Origin of the sequence: Pseudomonas sp. PDM09, assembly GCF_014852305.1 — a bacterium.
GTDB lineage: Bacteria > Pseudomonadota > Gammaproteobacteria > Pseudomonadales > Pseudomonadaceae > Aquipseudomonas.
In genome coordinates this window covers 128433-150016 of the sequence record NZ_JACVBI010000011.1, presented here as the reverse complement: position 1 = coordinate 150016, position 21584 = coordinate 128433, and the positions used below count along the sequence as shown (strand labels likewise).

Annotated in this window: 22 protein-coding genes and 1 pseudogene; 12 read left to right on the top strand and 11 right to left on the bottom strand. The window is 59.7% G+C overall.

Going from position 1 to position 21584, the window contains the following annotated elements; all coding sequences use genetic code 11:
* Window positions 1-122 precede the first annotated feature (122 nt).
* From IB250_RS24410 to IB250_RS24390, 5 genes are all read left to right on the top strand, one after another.
* Window positions 123-1037 (top strand): ABC transporter permease subunit, encoded by a 915-nt coding sequence (locus IB250_RS24410; RefSeq protein ID WP_192345939.1) that lies wholly within the window; start codon window positions 123-125, stop codon window positions 1035-1037.
* 3 nt (window positions 1038-1040) lie between these two features.
* Complete coding sequence (livM, locus tag IB250_RS24405) at window positions 1041-2324, top strand: high-affinity branched-chain amino acid ABC transporter permease LivM (RefSeq protein ID WP_008009773.1); 1284 nt, start codon at window positions 1041-1043, stop codon at window positions 2322-2324.
* Window positions 2321-3193 (top strand): ABC transporter ATP-binding protein, encoded by an 873-nt coding sequence (locus IB250_RS24400; protein ID WP_008009771.1) that lies wholly within the window; start codon window positions 2321-2323, stop codon window positions 3191-3193. Before livM ends, IB250_RS24400 begins: the two co-directional genes overlap by 4 nt.
* Entirely contained in the window at window positions 3190-3906 is a 717-nt protein-coding gene (locus IB250_RS24395) for an ABC transporter ATP-binding protein (protein ID WP_007902726.1), read from the top strand. Before IB250_RS24400 ends, IB250_RS24395 begins: the two co-directional genes overlap by 4 nt.
* Window positions 3907-4724: 818 nt before the next feature.
* Window positions 4725-5486, top strand: coding sequence for an SDR family oxidoreductase (locus IB250_RS24390; RefSeq protein WP_192345937.1), 762 nt, complete (start codon window positions 4725-4727; stop codon window positions 5484-5486).
* A 47-nt stretch (window positions 5487-5533) separates the two neighbouring features.
* Here the strand turns inward: IB250_RS24390 and IB250_RS28750 are convergent.
* From IB250_RS28750 to IB250_RS24355, 8 genes and pseudogenes are all read right to left on the bottom strand, one after another.
* A pseudogene (locus IB250_RS28750) lies at window positions 5534-5674 on the bottom strand (metal ABC transporter ATP-binding protein); the annotation flags it as partial.
* Window positions 5675-5682: 8 nt separating this feature from the next.
* On the bottom strand, window positions 5683-6810 hold the full coding sequence (locus IB250_RS24385; RefSeq protein ID WP_192345935.1) for an AGE family epimerase/isomerase: 1128 nt from the start codon (window positions 6808-6810) through the stop codon (window positions 5683-5685).
* A 186-nt stretch (window positions 6811-6996) separates the two neighbouring features.
* Window positions 6997-7569 (bottom strand): HupE/UreJ family protein, encoded by a 573-nt coding sequence (locus tag IB250_RS24380; protein WP_192345933.1) that lies wholly within the window; start codon window positions 7567-7569, stop codon window positions 6997-6999.
* A gap of 28 nt (window positions 7570-7597) precedes the next feature.
* Window positions 7598-8212 carry an urease accessory protein UreG gene (gene ureG, locus IB250_RS24375; RefSeq protein WP_038360437.1) on the bottom strand — a complete coding sequence of 205 codons (615 nt, stop codon included), beginning with the start codon at window positions 8210-8212 and terminating at the stop codon, window positions 7598-7600.
* A 37-nt stretch (window positions 8213-8249) separates the two neighbouring features.
* Complete coding sequence (locus IB250_RS24370; protein ID WP_192345931.1) at window positions 8250-8924, bottom strand: urease accessory protein UreF; 675 nt, start codon at window positions 8922-8924, stop codon at window positions 8250-8252.
* Window positions 8921-9421: an urease accessory protein UreE gene (gene ureE / locus IB250_RS24365; RefSeq protein WP_192345929.1), complete on the bottom strand. Its 501-nt coding sequence runs from the start codon at window positions 9419-9421 to the stop codon at window positions 8921-8923. The genes IB250_RS24370 and ureE overlap by 4 nt, the downstream gene beginning before the upstream one ends.
* A 260-nt stretch (window positions 9422-9681) precedes the next feature.
* Window positions 9682-10314, bottom strand: coding sequence for a TetR family transcriptional regulator (locus tag IB250_RS24360; protein ID WP_192345927.1), 633 nt, complete (start codon window positions 10312-10314; stop codon window positions 9682-9684).
* A gap of 156 nt (window positions 10315-10470) precedes the next feature.
* On the bottom strand, window positions 10471-10899 hold the full coding sequence (locus tag IB250_RS24355) for a hypothetical protein (protein WP_192345925.1): 429 nt from the start codon (window positions 10897-10899) through the stop codon (window positions 10471-10473).
* Between the two features lie 387 nt (window positions 10900-11286).
* On the opposite strand from IB250_RS24355, the gene IB250_RS24350 reads away from it, so the two are divergent.
* Window positions 11287-13362 carry an AsmA family protein gene (locus IB250_RS24350; RefSeq protein ID WP_192345923.1) on the top strand — a complete coding sequence of 692 codons (2076 nt, stop codon included), beginning with the start codon at window positions 11287-11289 and terminating at the stop codon, window positions 13360-13362.
* A 74-nt stretch (window positions 13363-13436) separates the two neighbouring features.
* Here IB250_RS24350 and IB250_RS24345 read toward each other — a convergent pair whose 3' ends face one another.
* The gene (locus IB250_RS24345) at window positions 13437-14396 is read right to left on the bottom strand and encodes a LysR substrate-binding domain-containing protein (RefSeq protein ID WP_192345921.1); all 960 of its coding nucleotides are present in this window, start codon (window positions 14394-14396) and stop codon (window positions 13437-13439) included.
* A gap of 123 nt (window positions 14397-14519) precedes the next feature.
* On the opposite strand from IB250_RS24345, the gene IB250_RS24340 reads away from it, so the two are divergent.
* The 3 genes from IB250_RS24340 to IB250_RS24330 all read left to right on the top strand — a co-directional run bounded on the left by IB250_RS24340 (window position 14520) and on the right by IB250_RS24330 (window position 16461).
* On the top strand, window positions 14520-15158 hold the full coding sequence (locus tag IB250_RS24340; protein ID WP_192345919.1) for an FMN-dependent NADH-azoreductase: 639 nt from the start codon (window positions 14520-14522) through the stop codon (window positions 15156-15158).
* Window positions 15159-15464: a DMT family transporter gene (locus tag IB250_RS24335; protein ID WP_192345917.1), complete on the top strand. Its 306-nt coding sequence runs from the start codon at window positions 15159-15161 to the stop codon at window positions 15462-15464.
* 106 nt (window positions 15465-15570) lie between these two features.
* Entirely contained in the window at window positions 15571-16461 is an 891-nt protein-coding gene (locus IB250_RS24330) for an esterase/lipase family protein (protein ID WP_192345915.1), read from the top strand.
* Between the two features lie 124 nt (window positions 16462-16585).
* On the opposite strand, the gene IB250_RS24325 is transcribed toward IB250_RS24330, so the two are convergent.
* Window positions 16586-17473: a DMT family transporter gene (locus IB250_RS24325; protein WP_192345913.1), complete on the bottom strand. Its 888-nt coding sequence runs from the start codon at window positions 17471-17473 to the stop codon at window positions 16586-16588.
* 97 nt (window positions 17474-17570) lie between these two features.
* Between IB250_RS24325 and IB250_RS24320 the strand changes: the two genes are divergently transcribed.
* The 3 genes from IB250_RS24320 (at window position 17571) to IB250_RS24310 (ending at window position 19983) form a co-directional block, all read left to right on the top strand.
* Complete coding sequence (locus IB250_RS24320; RefSeq protein ID WP_007903456.1) at window positions 17571-18359, top strand: AraC family transcriptional regulator; 789 nt, start codon at window positions 17571-17573, stop codon at window positions 18357-18359.
* A gap of 72 nt (window positions 18360-18431) precedes the next feature.
* The gene (locus IB250_RS24315; RefSeq protein WP_123499780.1) at window positions 18432-18737 is read left to right on the top strand and encodes a PsiF family protein; all 306 of its coding nucleotides are present in this window, start codon (window positions 18432-18434) and stop codon (window positions 18735-18737) included.
* Window positions 18738-18969: 232 nt separating this feature from the next.
* The gene (locus IB250_RS24310; protein ID WP_030128291.1) at window positions 18970-19983 is read left to right on the top strand and encodes an AI-2E family transporter; all 1014 of its coding nucleotides are present in this window, start codon (window positions 18970-18972) and stop codon (window positions 19981-19983) included.
* 136 nt (window positions 19984-20119) lie between these two features.
* Here IB250_RS24310 and IB250_RS24305 read toward each other — a convergent pair whose 3' ends face one another.
* Window positions 20120-21394 (bottom strand): Hsp70 family protein, encoded by a 1275-nt coding sequence (locus tag IB250_RS24305; RefSeq protein WP_192345911.1) that lies wholly within the window; start codon window positions 21392-21394, stop codon window positions 20120-20122.
* Window positions 21395-21584: the final 190 nt, after the last annotated feature.

Here is a 21584-nt window from a genome sequence, read left to right as displayed (position 1 = left end):
CCCACACGGAATCAGTGGGGCCAGGCTGATCGTGGCTGACATTGCTCCGACGTAAATCTGTATTTTTCCTAGAAGAATCGCACATCACTGGTGTGCAGGTTCTCACTGCGTGAGATTGCGTTATGGATGGTATTTTCCTGCAGCAACTGGTCAACGGCCTGACCCTCGGGTCGGTCTATGGCCTGATCGCCATCGGCTACACAATGGTCTATGGCATCATCGGCATGATCAACTTCGCCCACGGCGAGGTTTACATGATTTCCGCTTACCTCGCGGCAATCAGTCTGGCTCTGCTGGCATACTTCGGTATTGAATCCTTCCCCCTGCTGATGCTTGGCACACTGGTCTTCACCATCATCGTCACGGCGGTGTATGGCTGGGTCATCGAGCGCGTCGCCTACAAACCGCTGCGCAACTCCACCCGACTGGCACCGCTGATCAGTGCCATCGGTATTTCTCTGATCCTGCAAAACTATGCACAGATTGCCCAAGGCGCCCGTCAACAAGGCGTACCGACACTGCTGACTGGTGCATGGCGAGTTGAGGTTGGAACCGGCTTCGTCCAGCTCACCTACACCAAAATCTTCATTCTGGTCGCAGCGTTTGTCGGGATGGCCCTGCTGACCTACGTCATCAAGTACACCAAGCTCGGCCGTATGTGCCGCGCCACCCAGCAAGACCGCAAGATGGCCTCGATCCTGGGGATCAACACCGATCGCGTCATTTCCTACGTGTTCATCATCGGTGCGGCGATGGCGGCCCTGGCCGGCGTGCTGATCACCATGAACTACGGCACATTCGACTTCTACGCGGGCTTCATCATTGGCATCAAGGCGTTCACCGCCGCGGTACTTGGCGGGATCGGCTCTCTGCCAGGGGCAATGCTTGGCGGGATCATTCTCGGGATCTCCGAGTCGCTGTTCTCTGGCTTGGTCAACTCGGACTACAAAGACGTTTTCAGCTTCTCGCTGCTCGTTCTCGTTCTGGTCTTTCGGCCCCAAGGCCTGCTCGGCCGTCCTCTTGTGTCGAAGGTGTAAGCGATGTCTTCAACCACTAAAAAAACCATTGATCTCAAAAGAAGCCTGGTTGACGCGATTCTTGCCGGCCTGGTGGCCCTGATTGTGTTCGGCCCGATTGTTGGCGTGGTCCTCGACGGCTACGGCTTCAACCTGGAAGCGACCCGGGTGGCATGGATTGTCGCCATCGTCATGGCTGGCCGCTTTGCCTTGAGCCTGTTCCTGCAAACCCCCAAGGGCCTGAGAATTCTCGAAGGCTTTGAAAGCACTGGCTCCGGGGTTCATGTACTGCCGCCTGATTACAAATCCCGCTTGCGCTGGATCATCCCGGTGATGATCGTCATCGCCGTTGTGTTCCCGTTTTTCTCCAACTCCTACCTGCTGGGCGTGGTTATTCTCGGGCTGATCTACGTTCTGTTGGGGCTGGGGCTGAACATCGTGGTCGGCCTGGCCGGCCTGCTCGACCTCGGTTATGTGGCGTTCTACGCCATTGGTGCCTACGGCCTGGCGCTCGGTTATCAATACCTGGGGCTGGGTTTCTGGACGGTGCTGCCGCTGGCGGCAATCACTGCCGGGTTAGCCGGTTGCATCCTGGGTTTTCCAGTACTGCGCCTGCACGGTGACTATCTGGCGATCGTGACGCTGGGGTTCGGCGAAATCATCCGGTTGATCCTCAATAACTGGCTGTCCCTGACCGGCGGCCCGAACGGTATGGCGGCTCCGTTGCCAACGTTCTTTGGCCTTGAGTTCGGCAAAAGGGCGAAAGAGGGTGGGGTGCCGTTCCATGAGTTTTTCGGCATCGCCTATAACCCGGACGTGAAGTATTACTTCATCTACGCGGTGTTGTTCCTGGTGGTACTGGCCGTGCTGCATATCAAGCACCGCTTGACCCGGATGCCGGTCGGCCGGGCGTGGGAAGCCTTGCGTGAAGACGAAATCGCCTGCCGTTCCATGGGCCTGAACCATGTACTGGTCAAGCTGTCGGCGTTCACTATCGGCGCATCGACTGCCGGTCTGGCCGGTGTGTTCTTCGCCACCTATCAGGGGTTCGTCAACCCGACCTCGTTCACCTTCTTCGAGTCGGCACTGATCCTCGCCATCGTGGTGCTCGGTGGCATGGGCTCGACCATCGGCGTGGTGATTGCGGCGTTCGTGCTGACTGTCGCCCCGGAACTGCTGCGTGGCTTCGCGGAATATCGCGTGCTGCTGTTCGGCATCCTGATGGTGTTGATGATGATCTGGCGACCGCGCGGCCTGATTCGGATCAGCCGTACCGGTGTGACCCCGCGTAAAGGAGTAGCGCCATGAGCGAAGTCGTACTCTCGGTAGACAAACTGATGATGCACTTTGGCGGCATCAAGGCTCTGAGCGATGTCAGCCTGAAGGTCAAGCGCAACTCGATCTTCGCCCTGATCGGCCCCAACGGCGCCGGCAAGACCACCGTGTTCAACTGCTTGACCGGGTTTTACAAAGCGTCCGGCGGGCATATCGAACTCAACACCCGCGGTGTGAAAACCGACGTCATCAAAATGCTCGGGGAACCGTTCAAGGCCGTCGATTTCGTTTCACCCAAAAGCTTTATCAACCGACTCCGCTACAAGATGTTTGGTGGTACGCACCTGATCAACCGTGCCGGTCTGGCGCGGACTTTCCAGAACATTCGCCTGTTCAGGGAAATGTCGGTGCTGGAAAACCTGCTGGTGGCCCAGCATATGTGGGTCAACCGCGGCATGCTGGCCGGCATCCTCAACACCAAGGGATACCGCAAGGCCGAAAGCGATGCGCTGGACCATGCGTTCTACTGGCTGGAAGTGGTGGATCTGGTGGACTGCGCCAACCGCCTGGCCGGTGAGCTGTCCTACGGTCAGCAACGCCGTCTGGAGATCGCCCGGGCCATGTGTACCCGGCCGCAGATCATCTGTCTCGACGAACCGGCCGCCGGCCTCAACCCTCAGGAAACCGAAGCGCTGAGCGCGATGATCCGGCTGCTGCGCGACGAGCACGATCTGACCGTGGTGCTGATCGAACACGACATGGGCATGGTAATGAGTATTTCCGACCACATCGTTGTACTGGACCACGGCGTTGTCATTGCCGAGGGAGGGCCTGAAGCGATTCGACACGATCCGAAAGTGATTGCTGCCTATCTGGGCGCCGAAGAAGAGGAAGTGGTATGAGTAAACCCATCCTCGAACTCAAGGATCTGGATGTGTTCTACGGGCCGATTCAGGCCCTGAAGAAAGTCTCGTTGCACATCAATGAAGGTGAAACCGTCAGCCTGATCGGCTCCAACGGCGCCGGCAAATCGACCCTGCTGATGTCTATCTTCGGCCAGCCGCGGGCGGCTGACGGGCAAATCGTCTATCAGGGTGTGGATATCACCCATAAGTCGTCCCACTACATCGCGTCCAACGGTATCGCTCAATCGCCGGAAGGCCGGCGGGTATTCCCTGACATGACCGTCGAGGAAAACCTGTTGATGGGTACCATTCCAATTGGTGACAAGTACGCCAAGGAAGACATGCAGCGCATGTTCGAGTTGTTTCCACGGCTCGAAGAGCGGCGTACCCAACGCGCCATGACCATGTCCGGCGGCGAGCAACAAATGCTCGCCATCGCCCGGGCGCTCATGAGCCGGCCAAAGCTGTTGCTGCTCGATGAGCCGAGCCTGGGGCTGGCGCCGATCGTGGTGAAACAGATCTTCGCGACCCTGCGGGAACTGGCCAGCACCGGCATGACCATCTTCCTGGTGGAGCAGAACGCCAACCACGCCCTCAAGTTGTCGGACCGGGCGTACGTGATGGTCAACGGCGAGATCCGCCTCAGCGGCACCGGCAAGGAGCTGCTGGTGAACGATGAGGTGCGTAACGCCTACCTTGGCGGCCACTAGACCGAAGAGCCCAAAAAACGCCCTGACACACTCAACGTCAGGGCGTTTTTTTATGCCCGCAAATCACCGAAGGCTGCGATCTTTTGATCTTGCTTTGAGGTGTTTGTGGAAAAGATCGCAGCCTTCGGCAGCTCCTACACAGGATGGTGCTTTGAGGTAAAGGGAAATTGTGGAAAACAATATTCACGACCTCTCAAAGCGCGACATAAAGCCGCTGCAAATTGCTGTTTTATCACGGTTTTGACTTGTCCCCGTTTGCTGTGGAGCTGGCTGTGAATAACGTGGGAGTAGCTGGCTGCAAGCCTTTGAATCCGTGGCTTGCAGCGATGTGATTGTTTTTTGATCAGGTGTTTTTGCTGGACCTCGAGCCGGCTTTGTCAACCTTTTTGTTAGAAGCAAAAACGGTATGAAACGAGGTGGACAAGCCTGTGGATAAGTCTGTGGTTAAACTCTGGAAAGAGTCGGCTGAGGGCCGTAGTTACTGGCTTGGAGCCATCGTCGGTTTGACCGCCCGGTCGTGCAAATTGCCCGGGGCTACACAGCAGGCACCTGAGGGTCAAGCAAAAAACTTTATAATCTGCCCGCAAAGCCTTATAGGCAGCGGCTTTCAGCTTTTGCACTTGCCCCCGGAAACTGTGGACCGGCCTGTGGATAAGGTGCGCGTACATGGCTGCAAGCCACAGCCCATATGGCGTTGCCGGTGTTGATTGTTTTTTGTACGGTTTTTGCGATGGTTGCCGCTGTGGACAAGGCCGGGCATGCTGGCAACTGATTTTCTATTCCAAGGGCTGTCGATCAGCCGAAGCAAGGAGAACACGATGTCCAACACCCTGTTTATTACCGGCGCGACTTCCGGTTTTGGTGAAGCCTGCGCCCGTCGTTTTGCCGAAGCCGGCTGGAAACTGGTGCTGACAGGTCGTCGTGAAGAGCGCCTCAATGCCCTGTGCGCCGAGTTGTCGAAGCAGACCGAGGTTCATGGCCTGGTGCTCGACGTACGGGATCGCAAGGCCATGGAGCAAGCGATTGCCAACCTGCCGCCGTCCTTCGCCAAGCTGCGCGGGCTGATCAACAACGCCGGCCTGGCCTTGGGCGTGGACCCGGCTCCCAAGTGCGATCTTGATGATTGGGACACCATGGTCGACACCAATATCAAAGGCCTGATGTACAGCACTCGCCTGTTGTTGCCGCGTTTGATCGCTCACGGTCGTGGCGCCAGCATCGTCAACCTCGGTTCCATCGCCGGCAACTACCCGTACCCGGGCAGCCATGTGTATGGCGCGAGCAAGGCGTTCGTCAAACAGTTCTCCCTGAACCTGCGTTGCGACCTGCAAGGGACTGGCGTGCGGGTCAGCAACATCGAGCCGGGCCTGTGCGAGAGCGAGTTCTCGCTGGTGCGTTTCGCCGGTGACCAGGAGCGTTACAACGCCACTTACGCCGGTGCCGAGCCGATCCAGCCGCAAGACATCGCCGAGACCATTTTCTGGGTGCTCAACGCACCGGCCCACATCAACATCAACAGCCTTGAGCTGATGCCGGTGAGCCAGACCTGGAGCGGGTTTGCGATTGAGCGTAAGGCGTAAGGCCAAGTAACGGCTGTTCGCGGGCAAGCCTGTCAGTTAAGGAGCGAAACCTGTGGGAGCGGGCTTGCTCGCGAAAGCGGTGTGTCATTCAACATTGATGTTGGCTGAACCGACGCCTTCGCGAGCAAGCCCGCTCCCACATGGATTGCGCTTAACTGACTGGCATTGAGGCTTGCCCGCGAAAGCAATCTCTCAGTCAGCGCAAATACTCGGCCAGCCCGCGATAGCAGGTCGCCAAGTGATAAGGCGTAGTCGAAGGCATGTCCTTGCGGCTCACTTCGCCCTGCTCATCGCGACACTCATACCAGCCGCCCGCATGCAAAAAGCGCTGTTGCAGCGCCTGCAATTGGCGCTGCACAGAGGCTTCGCTGCCCGGGCGCAAGGTCAGGGCGCGCAGGTATTCGGCCTGGGCCCAGATGCGTTGGGTCGCATCACGAGGATGGTCGTCCAGTTCCAGCATCGCGCGCACAGCACCTGTGTGCTGATCCACACCCAGTTGCTCAGTCAGCGTAAAGGCGTGGTCCAGCGAGGCATGCAATTTGGAGCCGCGCAGCAAGGGTGAGGACTCCAGCAGGAAATACCATTCGAACTGATGGCCCGGCTCGAACCAGTTATCCACAGCCCCAAGCGGCTTTTCCATCAACACCGCGTGTTGCGGGTCAATGAAGCGCTTTTGCATGGCTGTGCATAACTCGACAAGCGCACTCTGCACGGCAACGTCCTCGCGCACCGAAAGGATGGCAAGGAAGGCTTCGGCCAAATGCATCAATGGATTTTGCAGCGGCCCGGCGTTGAGCGAGGACCAATCACGGTCCAGGCTGGCTTCGTACAGGCCGTCGCCTGTGGCGAAGCGCTGCGCCAACACTTCCAGCGTGGCGTTGAGTACCGACTCCACCAGCGGTTCGCGAACCTTGTCCCAATAATGGGCGCAGGCGAACAGGATGAAGGCGTGGGTGTAGAGGTCTTTGCGCTGATCCAGCGGCTCACCTTGCGGGTCGATGCTGTAGAACCAGCCGCCATGCTCGGCATCGTGGAAATGCTGTTGCAAGGAGCGGAACAGCGCCGCCGCCCGTTCTTCGGCCTGAGGCACTTGGCCGATCAGGCTGGAAAACAGGTACAGCTGCCGCGCGCAAGCCATGGCCCGATAGCGCTGCGGTGGCAACGGCTGATGCTCGGCGTCCAGCGCTTCATAAGGCAATGCCATGTTGGCATTCCAGCCGGGGCCTTGCCAGAGCGGCACGATCACGTCCTGGAAGTGCTGTTGCACCGAGGCGAACAGGGCGGTCAATTCAGGCTGGGAAGCGGAGCGGGAAACATGCGGCATTGGCTGGCGTCGTCACGGCAGGGTTAATTGCGCGACATGTTAGCAGGCCTGAGAGACGCGGTGTCTGTCAGGCCGTCTTCGCGGGCAAGCCTCGCTCCTACAGGTTATTCGTCGTACGTAATCCGACCACAACTCCTGTAGGAGCGAGGCTTGCCCGCGAAGAGGCCATAACAGACGATAAAGAAATCAACCCGCCAGCAACCACACCCCAGTCGCCGCCGAAGCCGCACCCGCCAACCGAACCAGTGGTGCGGCGGCCTGAGGCAGGACGCGAACCACCGCATAACCCGCTGCATGCAAAGCCGCTGTCGCCACCACAAACCCCGCCGCATACGCCCAAGGGCTCGACATCTCCGGCAGTTCCAGACCATGAGCCACGCCATGAAACAGTGCGAACAACGCAGTCGCAGCCACCGCCAGGCTCAACGGCGGACGCACCGCCAAAGCCACCGCCAGGCCCAACGCCAATACCGATGCCGCAATCCCGCTTTCCAGTGCTGGCAGGTTCAACCCTTCAAAGCCCAGCAGCCCGCCGATCAGCATAGTGCCCACGAATGTGCAGGGCAGTGCCCAGCGTGCAGAACCTTTCTGCTGCGCGGCCCACAACCCTACGGCAACCATCGCCAACAAATGATCGAGACCGCCGATCGGGTGGCTGATGCCGGCCATCAGGCCATTGTCGCCGTGCCCAGGATGCGCGAATGCGATGGCCGGGGTCAGCAGCAGGGCCATGGCGCCCAGAATGCGTTTCAGTGTCATGGATAAGCTTCCTTGTTGATAAATGTGATCAGGCCGCAGTCAGCAAACCCTGGCGTTCGATGAAGGCGATGATTGCTTCCAGACCCTGGCCGGTTTTCTGGTTGCTGAAGACGAACGGTTTGCCGTTGCGCATGCGTTGGGTGTCGCTGTCCATCATCTCTAGCGAGGCGCCTACCAGCGGCGCCAGGTCGATCTTGTTGATCACCAGCAAATCGGATTTGCAGATCCCCGGCCCGCCCTTGCGCGGCAGTTTGTCGCCGGCCGAAACGTCGATCACGTAGATAGTCAGGTCCGACAATTCCGGGCTGAAGGTCGCCGAAAGGTTGTCACCGCCGGACTCCACCAGAATCAGGTCCAGCCCCGGGAAGCGCCGGTTCAGTTGATCCACGGCTTCGAGGTTGATCGAGGCGTCTTCGCGGATCGCGGTATGCGGGCAGCCGCCGGTCTCCACACCGATGATCCGCTCGGGCGCCAGGGCTTCGTTGCGCACCAGGAAGTCGGCGTCTTCGCGGGTGTAGATGTCGTTGGTCACGACGGCCAGGTTGTAGCGGTCGCGCAGGGCCAGGCACAGGGCCAGGGTCAGGGCGGTTTTGCCGGAACCGACCGGGCCGCCGATGCCGACGCGCAGAGGTTGTGTGTTCATGTGGTTCTCCAAAATAAAAGGCCCAAAATAACAGGCCCTAGGAACGGAACAGACGGCTGTACTGGCGCTCATGGGCCATGCACGCCAGGGACAGGCCGAAAGCGGCGCTGCCAGAGTGTTCGGGGTTGATTCGGGTGGCGTCTTGCTGCGCCTGTTGCAGCAGCGGCAGCAGTTCACTGGTCAGGCGCTGCGCGGCTTGCTGGCCCAGGGGCAGGGTTTTCATCAGCACCGCCAATTGGTTTTCCAGCCAGCTCCAGAGCCAGGCGGCCAGCGCATCTTGCGGGCTGATCTGCCAGGCGCGGGCCGCCAGCGCCCAGCCAAGGGCCAGGTGTGGTTCAGGGCATTGGTCGAGAAAGGCCCGGGCCGGCGCATCCAGTTCCGGTAAACCGTTGAGCAGTTGCTTCAGCGAATAGCCCATCTGCCGGCTTTCCTGATGCAGCTCACGGGTTTCCCGGCTGGCGCGATGTTCTTCGCAGTGTTGCAGCAGTTCGGCCCAGTTTTCTTCGGCCGCAGCGGTGCAATGGGCGAGCAGTAGCGGCGCTTCGAAACGCGCCAGGTTCAGCAGCAACTGATCGCTGATCCAGCGCCGCGCGCTGTCGGGATTGTCCACTCGGCCGTTATCCACAGCCATCTCCAAACCCTGGGAATAGCTGTAGCCGCCGATCGGCAGCTGCGGGCTGGCCAGACGCAGCAGCGCCCAGGCCGGGTTCATAAGCGCACGCCGAACTGGTGCAGTTTGGGCGGGTAGTTGAAATCCTCGTCACCGTGCCGCGAATGGTGATGGCCGCCGCCGTAGGCGCCATGTTCCGGCTGGAATGGCGCTTCAATGTTCTCGGCATTGGCGCCCAGTTGCTCGAGCATGGCCTTGAGCACGTAATCGTCGAGCAGGCGCAGCCAGCCATCGCCGACTTGCAGGGCTACATGGCGATTGCCCAAGTGATAGGCGGCGCGGGTCAGTTCGAAAGCGTTGGCGCAGGTGACGTGCAGCAGTTGTTCGGGGCGAGCACAGACGCGAACCACGCGCCCGTCTTCGGCTTGCAGGCATTCGCCGTCATACAGGGGCGGCTGACCGCGCTCCAAAAACAACCCGACGTCTTCATCCTCGGCACTGAAACAGCGCAAACGGCTTTTGCTCCGGGCTTCGAAGTTCAGGTGCAACTCGGCGGCCCAGACGGGTTGAGGGTCGATTCTGCGATGAATCACCAGCATCGGAAGGCTTCCAGCAATGGACAATGCTCAGGGATAGAGCAAGGGGCTTGCCAATCGGGGGAAACGTAGGAAATGCCTGTCGGGGCGGAGTGGGAGGGCGGGAAGCTGGATTAACTTGGTGCGAATTATTGTTGAGCGCACCAAATTGCAGCGAAGTAGAGGGTCCATGTGGGAGCGGGCTTGCTCGCGAAGGCAGTCTTCCAGTCACATGGATGCTGGATGTACCGACGCTTTCGCGAGCAAGCCCGCTCCCACAGGGATTACTCGGTGCTGCCCAATCCCTGCCAGTGCTTGAGGCCAATAAAGATAAACCGCAGCTGCTGAGTGATTTTCGCCTGGGGCGTCAGATGCTCCGGCAACGCCTGCGCCGGTGGATCGATGATGTCCGGCAGGGTGGCGAACACGCTTTTGACGATCAGATCAGCCATGACGCTCAAGCCTGCGAGGTCCAGATGCTGCAGTTTCGGCATCAGCGACAAGTCCGCCGCCAGGTCCGAGCTGATGTCTTCGCGCAAGCGGCCAATGGCCTGGCGCACTGGCAGCGAGCCGCCGTACTGCTCGCGGGCAAGAAACAGGAACTGCGAGCGATTGGCGGTGACCACATCGAGAAAGATCCGCACCGAGGCATCGATGATGCCGCCCATGACGAATTCGTTATGGCGCACCAGGCGAATAGTTTCACGAAAGGTCTGACCGACTTCGCTCACCAGCACCAGGCCCAGTTCATCCATGTCGGCGAAATGCCGGTAGAAACCGGTGGGTACGATCCCGGCGGTTCTGGTCACTTCGCGCAGGCTCAGGCTGCCGAATCCTCGGCCGCTTTCCATCAAGTGGCGGGCAGCGTCCATCAGGGCGTTGCGGGTCTGTTGTTTCTGTTCGGCGCGGGGCAGCATCGCAAGGGTGTTTTCTGGACAGGACAGCGGCGCACTCTAGCAAATCGGCTTCGCTGGCGTCGAACGACTATCGGGAGATCACGCGGGGAAATGCAGCTTCTATAAAGTCAAAAGCCCAATCCGGGGATTGGGCTTTTTTTCGGGGCCGCCATGGGCTTAGCTCACAGCGCTGTTGCGTTCGATCGCACGGTCACCACCACCTTCAGCAAGGGTTTGACCCTGTGGAGTGCGATCGGAACCACCTTCAGCAAGAGTTTGGCCTTGTGGCGTGCGATCGGAGCCACCTTCAGCAAGGGTCTGGCCTTGTGGAGTGCGGTCAGAACCGTCAGCGGCCAGCGTTTGACCTTGTGGAGTACGATCCGAGCCATCTTGAGTGATCAGGCCTTTTTCTTTCAGGCGATCATTACCGCCTTCGGCCAGGGTCTGACCTTGTGGTGTGCGGTCGGAACCATCAGCGGCAACGGTCTGGCTGAACACCGAGTGGCTGTCTTTGACTTGTGGAGTGGCCTGATCAGCGGCCGGCAAAGCAAAAGCGGTGCTGGCTAACATCGAGAGGGTCAGGCTAAGCAGTAATTCGCGTTTCATGATGGGTTGCTCCTTGGGAGGGCGATAAAGTGGGTACGAGGGCAATGCTACTCTCGATAAGTCGATACAAAAGTTCATAAACGCAATGGTAATAATCAACAGAATTGATTGTTCGGCCGCAGCGCTCTAGAACGGTTGTTTCCGGCGAGCTTTTTTGCACTGAGGTGGGTGTTTTCGACCCACTCTCGCTTCGCAAAAGTGCGGGTGCGGTAACGCCGGATGAGGGGGCAGGATGTCCCCGGCCGATTATTTGAGTGTTAAGTGCCTATTCGGTTAAACCTGCGCGCCATTTCCCAGTCCTAGATTTCATGGCAGGCCGGTTCTGGCCTAACGTTTCATCAGTGCGTCGCTGTCGGGACGCTCAGTCGTATTCAGGAGCCCTGTGCAATGACGCGCACTCGTAAAATTCTCGCCTGGACCTTTGCCAGCCTCGTTGTCCTGCTGGCCGTCCTGGTATTGATCATTGCGTTCTTCGATTGGAACCGGATCAAGCCGCCCCTGAACGCCAAAGTGTCCGAAGAACTGCATCGTCCGTTCGCCATCAATGGCAATCTTGCGGTGATCTGGCAGCGTCAGACTGACGAGGGCGGTTGGCGGGCCTGGGTGCCGTGGCCGCATGTGGTGGCTGAGGACCTGACCCTGGGCAATCCGGACTGGTCGAAACAACCGCAGATGGCCACCCTCAAACGCGTTGAGCTGCGCATTTCGCCGCTGGCCTTGTTGGTGCAGCGGGTGGTGATCCCGCGTATCGACCTGAGCGAACCCAATGCGAATCTGCAACGTCTGCCCGACGGTCGCGCCAACTGGACGTTCAAGTTCGACCCCAAAGACCCAAACGCCGAGCCTTCGAACTGGGTGCTGGACATCGGGGCCATCGGCTTCGACAAGGGCCACGTCACGCTCGACGACCAGAAGCTGAAAACTCAGCTTGATCTGCTTATCGATCCGTTGGGCAAGCCGATTCCATTCAGCGACATAGTCGGAGACAAGGCAGCAAAAAAAGCGGTTGAAAAGGGTGGTTCGCCACAGGATTACGCCTTCGCATTGAAGGTCAAAGGCCAATACCACGGTCAGAATCTCGCGGGCGAGGGCAAGACCGGCGGTTTGCTGGCTTTACAGGACGCCTCCAGGCCGTTTCCGCTTCAGGCGCAAATGAAGGTCGCCGACACCAGCGTCGAGCTGGCCGGTACGCTCACCGATCCATTGCACCTCGGTGCCCTGGATCTGCGCCTGAAACTGGCCGGTGCCAGCCTGGGTAATCTCTATCCACTGATCGGCGTGACCCTGCCGGATACTCCGCCTTACGCCACCGACGGGCACTTGATTGCCAAGCTGCATGAGCCGGGCGGGGCGGTGTACCGCTATGAGGCGTTCAACGGCAAGATCGGCGAGAGTGACATCCATGGCAACCTGACCTACGTGGCGAGCCAGCCGAGGCCCAAACTCAGCGGGGCGCTGGAGTCCAATCAACTGCTGTTTACCGACCTGGCCCCATTGATCGGTGCCGATTCCAACGCCAGGCAAGAGGCCCGCGGCGGCGAAAGCAAGCAGCCGGCGGACAAGCTGCTACCGGTCGAGGAGTTCAGGACTGAACGTTGGCGCGAAATGGACGCTGATGTGGAATTCACCGGCAAACGCATCGTCCACAGCGCAAGACTGCCGTTCAATGATCTCTACACCCATGTGGTGCTGACCGATGGTGTGCTCAGCCTCGAGCCCCTGCGTTTCGGCGTGGCTGGCGGCAATCTGGATGCGCAGATTCGTCTGGACGGGCGCACCGAGCCTTTGGAAGGCCGGGCCAAACTGACCGCGCGCAAGTTCAAGCTCAAGCAGCTGTTCCCCACCCTGGAGCGGATGAAAACCAGTTTCGGTGAGCTTAATGGCGACGCCGATCTTGTCGGTCGGGGCAACTCGGTAGCCAAACTGCTGGGCACTGCCGACGGTAATTTGAAGATGCTGATCAATGACGGCGCGATCAGTCGTGAGTTGATGGAGTTGGCGGGGCTCAACGTCGGCAACTATGTAGTGGGCAAGATTTTTGGCGACAAGGAAGTGAAGATCAACTGCGCGGCGGCCGATTTCGAGATCAAGGCCGGTCTGGCGACCACGCGGCTGTTCGTCTTCGATACCGAGAATGCAATCGTCTATGTCGACGGCACAGCGAACATGGCGACCGAGCAACTGGACCTGACTATCTCCCCGGAATCCAAGGGCTGGCGTTTGATTTCGCTGCGTTCGCCGCTGTATGTGCGAGGCAAGTTCATCAAGCCGGATGCGGGCGTGAAACCGGTGCCGTTAATGCTGCGCGGGGCCGGGATGGTTGCGCTGGGTGTGATTGCCGCGCCGGCGGCGGGCTTGCTGGCGCTGATAGCGCCCAGCGGTGGTGAGCCGAATCAGTGTGCGCCGTTGCTGGAGCAGATGAAGGCCGGGAAGGCGCCGGTGACGGTCAAGCCCACCAAGTAATTGGGTGTCTGCGATGACGCCTTCGCGAGCAAGCCCGCTCCCACATTAGACCGCGTTCAGACAGGCAACGCGGTCTAATGTGGGAGCGGGCTTGCTCGCGAAAGCGCTCTGGTAGGCGCTGCCTCAGGCTGCGATCTTGGCAATAGACCAGACAACCTGGCCTCCTCCTGCAACCACGCAAAAAACGCCCGCACCGGCGGATGCCGTTCGCGGCCCGGTACGCACAGTGCGCTGTATCCGGCACCGTCGACCTGAATATTCCCTCGATAAGGCAGCAGCAAACCGCTGGCCACACTTTCCGACACCAGAATGTTGCTCGCCAGCACCAGACCTTGCCCGCCGATGGCGGCTTGCAAGGCGTAATGTTCTTCGTCGTACTCACGAACCGTCGGTTGCGCGGCCAGCCAGGTTTCGCCGGATTGCGCGCACCAGGCCTCCCAGCCATGGGCGTACAGCTTGGAGTTGTGCCAGCGCACGCTGATGAGGGTCGGTACCCGACTGGGCGCCAGGGCCACTTGTTCAGGCGAGCCATAGACCCCGAAGGATTCGTCGAACAGGCACAAACCATACAGGTTCGGGTAATCGTCGAGGCTGTAACGCACCACCAGATCGACGCTGGCGTCCTGATGCAAATCGATCACTTCGCAATGAGTGTCCAGGCGCAGGCTGATGTTTGGATGGCGGGCGTAAAACCGGCTCAGCCTTGGCACCAGCCAGAGGGCGGCGAACGCGGCTGTGGTGGAAATAGTCAGGTTTGTGCCGCTGCGTTGCGGGCGCAAAGTATCGACGCTTTGCGCCACTTCCAGCAGGGCGCCGTGCAGGCTGCGGAACAGCCGTTCGCCGCACTCGGTGAGGCGCACCTGCCGTGGCAGTCGTTCGAACAACGGCACGCCAAGCCAGTTTTCCAGGGAGCGGATCTGATGGGAAACCGCCGTTGGCGTCACGGAGAGCTCTTCGGCGGCGGCCTTGAAACTCAACAGGCGCGAGGCGGATTCGAAGGCGCGCAGGGCGGTCAGCGGCAACGAGGCAAACATCTTAAAACTCCATGGGTGAAATGGATTCATCCAGACTGATTTTTGTTCATTTGAAGATAGACGGTCGCGCGCTTCAAGCTGCAACCACAAGCCGTTTCAGTTTAGCCCTTCAAGGAGATTCAGATGAGCAGAATTCTTGCCATTCACGCCAGCCCCCGTGGCGAACGTTCTCATTCCCGGCGTCTGGCCGAGGTGTTTCTTTCGGCCTGGCAGGTCCGCAACCCACAGTCGCAATTGACCCGCCGTGAAGTCGGTCGGGCGTTGATTCCGGCCGTCAACGAAGCGTTTGTGGCGGCCGCTTTTCACCCGGAGCCTGACGCACGACCGCTGTCGATGCAGGCCGACCTGGCACTGAGCGATGAATTGGTGGGGGAGTTGCTCGGCCATGATCTGTTGGTGATTTCCACCCCGATGTACAACTTCAGCGTGCCCAGCGGGCTCAAGGCCTGGGTCGATCAGATCGTGCGGCTCGGGCTGACGTTCAATCACACCCTGGACAACGGCATCGCGCAGTACGAACCGCTGGTGCAGGGCAAAAAGGCGTTGATCGTCACCAGTCGCGGCGGGTTCGGCTTCGGCCCCGGCGGTGAACTTGAAGCGATGAACCATGCAGACCCGTTTTTGCGCACCGCGTTGGGGTTCATTGGCATCACCGATGTCACCGTTGTTGCCGCCGAGGGCGAAGAGTCCGCCGAACGCACCTTCCAGGTGTCCGTGGCCGAGGCCGAGCAGCGTTTGCTGGCGCTGGCCAGGGCGTTCTAGATGGCCTGGTTGTTTTTGCTGGTCGCCGCCGGGTTCGAAGTCACCTTCGCCATGGGCATGAAGTACGCCGAAGGCTTCACCCGGCTCTGGCCCTCGGTGATTACGGTGGTGGCAGCGGTGGGCGGGATTTACTTTCTGACGCTGGCCATGCGCGAATTGCCGGTGAGCATCGCCTACCCGATCTGGACCGCCATCGGTTCACTGGGCACGGTGTTTCTAGGCTTTGCGCTGCTGGGCGAAAGCCTGACCGCGCTCAAGCTGGTGTCGGTCGGGCTGATCGTGGCGGGCGTGGTGGGGTTGAAGTAAGCGATGTCATAGACTGGTCGTTGAGTTGTCATCTTGGGTGACGATGCTTGGCTGACGCCTTGCATCCAGCCTTGCTTCATCTCACCGATCACAAGGATGTTCATCCATGTCGCAAGGTTCCGCCACGCGTTACCCGTTGGTATTGGTCCCGGGGATGCTCGGGTTTATCCGCTTGTTGCTCTATCCCTATTGGTACGGAATCATTTCGGCGCTGCGCCGGGATGGGGCGACCGTCATCGCGGTGCAGGTCTCGCCGCTCAACTCCACTGAGGTGCGCGGCGAACAATTATTGGCACGGATCGAGGAGATTTTGCGTGAAACCGGGGCCGAGAAAGTCAACCTGATCGGCCACAGCCAGGGCTCGCTGACCGCCCGTTACGCTGCGGCAAAACGCCCGGACCAGGTGGCTTCGGTGACTTCGGTGGCCGGGCCGAATCACGGCTCGGAACTGGCGGACCATCTGCACACCCATTATCCGGCTGACAGCGTCAAGGGCCGGCTCCTGAGCTTTTTACTGTGGTTGATCAGCGCGCTGATGTGCCTGCTGGAAACCGGCTATCGCGGGCCGAGACTGCCGGTGGATATCCCGGCTTCGCATCAATCCCTGACCACCGCGGGCGTGGCGCTGTTCAATCAGCGTTATCCACAGGGCCTGCCTGAAACCTGGGGCGGGCACGGCCCGGAAGTGGTCAATGGCGTGCGTTATTACTCCTGGTCCGGGACTTTACAACCGGGCAAGACCGATCGCGGGTGCAACCTGTTCGACGGGACCAATCGCAGTTGCCGGTTGTTTGCCAGGACCTTCGTGCGTGAGGCGGGGCATTGTGACGGGATGGTCGGGCGTTACAGCTCGCATTTGGGGACGGTGATCGGTGATGAATACCCGATGGATCACTTCGATATCGTCAACCAATCGCTCGGGTTGGTGGGCAAGGGTGCAGAGCCGGTGCGGTTGTTTGTCGAGCATGCGGCGCGGTTGAAGGCAGCCGGGGTTTAGCAGTCAAACCGCGTTATCGGTCATCGCGAGCAGGCTCGCTCCCACACTGGATATGCTGTGAGCACATAATTTGTGAACACCAGAGATCAACTGTGGGAGCGAGCCTGCTCGCGATGGCGCTAGATCAGGCAACGCGGATTTTACGGCCCAACACTGTCGTCCAGCGCTCCGACAAAATCACCCCACCCAACGTCAACACCCCTCCCGCCAGGTGATACAGCGCCAACTGCTCATGCAGCACCACCGCCGCAATCAGCGCCGTAATCAACGGCAGCAGATTGAAAAACAGCGTGGTCCGGCTCGGCCCCAGGCGCACCACGGCCTGCATCCACGCCAATGGCGCAAGCATCGAGGCCAGCAGGCAGGCGTAGAGCACCAGTGGGATGTTCTGCAGGGTCGGGCCGACTTTCGGTGAGGCGAGGAACAGCGGAAACAGCACCACCACAGCGACCAACACCTGTAAATACAACAACACTAGCGGCGGCAAACGCAGCTGCCATTTTTTCAGCAGGGTGCTGTAAATCGCATACGCCAGCGTGGCGATCAGCATCATCGCGTCACCCAGGTTCACCCCGTGTTCCAGCAACGCGCCAAGGCTGCCGGACGACACCACCACCAAAACACCCGCAAACGACAACACCGAGCCGGCCAGTGCACCGGCGGTCAGGCGTTGGCCGAGGCTGACAATCGCCATGGCCAGCGACATCAACGGCATCAGCGACAAAATGATCCCCATGTTGGTGGCCGAAGTCAGCGTCGCAGCGAAGTAAGCCAGGCTTTGATAAACCGCCATACCGAGTACGCCGAGGATGAAAATCCTGCCCAGATTCGGGCGGATCAACGGCCAGTGGGCGATCACCGGTTTAAGCATGAAAGGCGTGAACAGCATTGCGGCCAGTAGCCAGCGGTAGAAACCGATTTCGGCGGGAAAGATCGCGCCGACCGCGAGTTTGTTGATCACGGTGTTGCCGGCCCAAATGAAAATGGCCAGCAGGGGATAAGCGTATTGCATCGGGAAAAACCAGAACGTTAATGAAGGGTGATTATCCGCTTGTCTGAATCAATGCCTATACTTCGATCCAGACAATCTGCCTCTGATTCCGGACAGCATGAACAGCAAACACATCGACCTGCTGGATTTCAGCGAGCTGCCGGCCCCGGTCTATTTCCGTTATGCCGACTTCAACACCCATGAATACGCCTCGGCCCACCATCACCCTTGGGGCACCCTCGAGTATTCGGCCAATGGGGTCTTGCACATGGAAATCGGCAGCCGCCGCTTCATGTCGCCGCCGCAATACGCGGTGTGGGTGCCGCCCGGGACCGAGCACAGTTTCTATAGCAATCAGCCGATCAACTATCGCGCGGTCTGCCTTGCGCCGGCGCTGTGCCGCGATCTGCCGCAGCAGGCCTGCACCCTGGCGATCAGCGACATTCTCAAGGCGATCCTGAAAGACTTCGCCGCCCGCGATGTGAAAATTCCCGAGCACGATGCAGACAAGCGACTGGCTCAAGTGCTGGTGGACCAACTGCAACAGGCGCCGATGCATGAGTGTTACTTGCCCTACGCCAGCAGCACCGGGCTGCTCGCAATCCTCGAAGCCTTGCAGACCGAGCCTGGGGATAACCGGCCATTGGCGCACTGGGCCGCGCAAATTCACGTCAGCGAACGCACGTTGGCCCGGCAGTTTGTTCGGGAGTTGGGCATGAGTTTCGGTGAGTGGCGGCAACGGTTGCGGTTTCTGGCGGCGATTGAAGCGCTCGATAGCCAGCGCAGCATTCAGGAAATCGCCTTCGACATGGGGTACAGCACCGGCTCGGCATTTATCGCGATGTTTCAGCGTCAGGCCGGGTGCACGCCTGAGCAATATCGACGCAGCCACCTCGATAGCAGGTGAACGTGTAACAGGCTTTGTCTACACTCCGAAACGAGGCCGCATCCATCGGTGCGGCAACAAGGAGAACACTCCATGAAGATGTTGCGTGCCCCGTTGTTGATGGTCGGTTTGCTGCTCTGCTCCCAGGGTTTCGCCGCCACTGCCCAACAGAACAAAATGACCACCTGCAATGCCGAGGCTACCGCCAAAAGCCTCAAGGGCGACGAGCGCAAAGCCTTCATGAGCACTTGCCTCAAAGCCGCGCCTGCCGCCGATGCCGCCAAGCCCATGACCCCTCAACAAGAAAAGATGAAAACCTGCAACGCCACGGCGACCGCCCAGGCCCTCACGGGTGATGCACGCAAAACCTTCATGAGCGATTGCCTGAAGAAAAAATAAGCAGCGCGGTCAGCTCGGGAGGCTTTGTGGCGGTTGTGCTGGCCCCTTCGCGAGCAAGCCCGCTCCCACATTTATTCTCAGGCGTGCACAGAAGGTGTGTTCACAGGAGATCCAGTGTGGGAGCGGGCTTGCTCGCGAAGGGGCCGGTAAGGTCGACCGACACAATCCCTAGTGCTCGCCCCGGAACGCTGGCAGACTGCCAATCCTTTTACGTCGTTCGTTTTGAGGCTGTATGTCAGCGTTTTCTCAGCGTCAGGTCTTGTTGCTTATCAGCTGGGTCATCATTTTTGGTGGTTTGCTGCTGGTGCTCCCTCTGCGATTACTGCCCAGCCTGCTGGCCGGGTTGTTGGTGTTTGAACTGGTCAACATGCTCACGCCGCAATTGCAGCGGCTGATCGAAGGCCGCCGTGCGCGCTGGCTGGCGGTGGCGTTGCTGGGGACATTGGTGGTGAGCGTGCTGGCGCTGATCTTTGCCGGTGCGATCAGTTTTCTGCTGCACGAGGCAGAAAACCCTGGTGCTTCTCTCGACAAATTCATGGTCGTGGTCGACCGCGCGCGCGGACAGTTGCCGCCGTTCATCGACGCTTATCTACCGGCCAGTGCCGCTGAGTTTCGCGTGGCCATCGGTCAGTGGATGAGCAAGCACCTCAGCGACTTGCAACTGGTGGGCAAGGACGCGGCACACATGTTCGTGACGCTGCTGATCGGCATGGTGCTGGGGGCGATCATCGCCTTGCAGCGAGCGCCGGATGTGACCAAGCGCAAACCCTTGGCCGCGGCGCTGTTCGACCGTTTGCACCTGTTGGTCCAGGCGTTTCGCAACATCGTTTTCGCCCAGATCAAGATTTCCCTGCTCAATACCTTCTTCACCGGGATTTTTCTCGCGGTGGTCCTGCCGATGTTCGGGATCAAGCTGCCGCTGACCAAAACCCTGATCGTGCTGACCTTCCTGCTCGGCCTGCTGCCGGTGATCGGCAATCTGATGTCGAACACCTTGATCACCATCGTCGGCTTGTCGCTGTCGATCTGGGTGGCGGTGGCGGCGCTGGGTTACCTGATTGTTATCCACAAGCTCGAATACTTCCTCAACGCGCGCATCGTCGGCGGGCAGATCAGTGCCAAGTCGTGGGAGTTGCTGCTGGCAATGCTGGTGTTCGAAGCCGCGTTCGGCCTGCCGGGGGTGGTGGCGGGGCCGATTTATTACGCGTATCTGAAGAGTGAGTTGAAGCAGGTGGGGATGGTTTGATCAGGTCGAATGCATTGCCTGATCTGACGCCTTCGCGAGCAAGCCCGCTCCCACATTCGACCGAGTTCCTCCAGATGGAATGCGGTCGAATGTGGGAGCGGGCTTGCTCGCGAAGCAGGCGCAGCGGTCTTTCAGGTCAATCCATCGGGCCGTAACGCTTGGCCGCCTCGATTGCCAACCCGCTGCCGATGCTGCCGAAGATGTTCCCTTCCACATGCCGCGCATTCGGCAACATCGCCGAGACGCTGTTGCGCAGCGCCGGAATCCCGCTTGAACCGCCGGTGAAGAACACGGTATCCACCTGATCGACCCGCACATTGGCGTCTGCCAGCAATTGGGTCACGCTGTTGCGCACCCGCTCCAGCAGATTGTCGATGGCCGATTCGAACAGTGCCCGGCTCAGTTCCACGCTCAAACCCGGCTCGATCCGATCCAGTGGCACATGGCGGCTGTCGGCGTGGGTCAATTGAATCTTGGTTTCTTCCACTTCCATGGCCAGCCAGTGGCCGGCGCGCTGGTCGATCAGCTTGAACAGGCGATCGATGCCGCCGGTATCCTCGATGTCGTAACGCATGCTGCCCAGGGCCAGGGTCGACTTCTGCGAATACACCGAGTTGATGGTGTGCCAGGTCGCCAGGTTCATGTGGTGGCTGGTCGGCATATAGGCGCCGCTCTTCATCCGGCTGCCGTAGCCGAACAACGGCATCAGGCCTTGCAGGCTCAGCTGCTTGTCGAAATCGGTCCCGCCGATGTGCACACCACCGGTGGCGAGAATGTCGTCGTGACGGTTGTCGTGGTTGCGGCGCTCAGGCGACAGGCGCACCAGCGAGAAGTCCGAGGTACCACCGCCGATGTCCACAATCAGGACAAGCTCTTCTTTTTCGATGGTCGACTCATAGTCGAACGCCGCCGCAATCGGTTCGTACTGGAACGAGACGTCCTTGAAGCCGATGGCGCGGGCTACATCCACCAGGGTGTTTTCTGCTTCCTGGTCGGCCATTTCATCGTCATCGACGAAAAACACTGGCCGGCCCAGCACCACTTCCTCGAATTCCCGACCGGCAGCGGCTTCGGCACGCTTCTTCAACTGGCCGATGAACAGGCCGAGCAGGTCCTTGAACGGCATCGCCGTGCCGAGGACGCTGGTGTCGTGCTTGATCAGTTTGGAACCCAGCAGGCTCTTGAGCGAGCGCATCAGCCGGCCTTCATAGCCTTCCAGGTACTCGTGCAGCGCCAGCCGGCCGTACACCGGGCGGCGTTCTTCCATATTGAAGAAGACCACCGAGGGCAGGGTGATCTTGTCGTCCTCCAGCGCGATCAGCGTTTCCATGCCGGGGCGCAGCCAGCCGACGGTGGAGTTGGATGTGCCGAAGTCGATACCACAGGCACGGGCTGGAGATGCGTTTTTCATGTCTTTCAAGTTCCGGTTAAAAAACGGCCGCGCAGTGTATGTCAGTGCGGCGAAGATTCGTAGGCCGACTATCCGTTAAATCGCAGCGCTCAGCGCTTGAAAGATGCCCAATCACCCCCAAACTTCCCTGCATAGACTTGGCAACCCCTGGGGCGACTGCAAGAACCGCGCCCTGCTGCCGATAAACTTC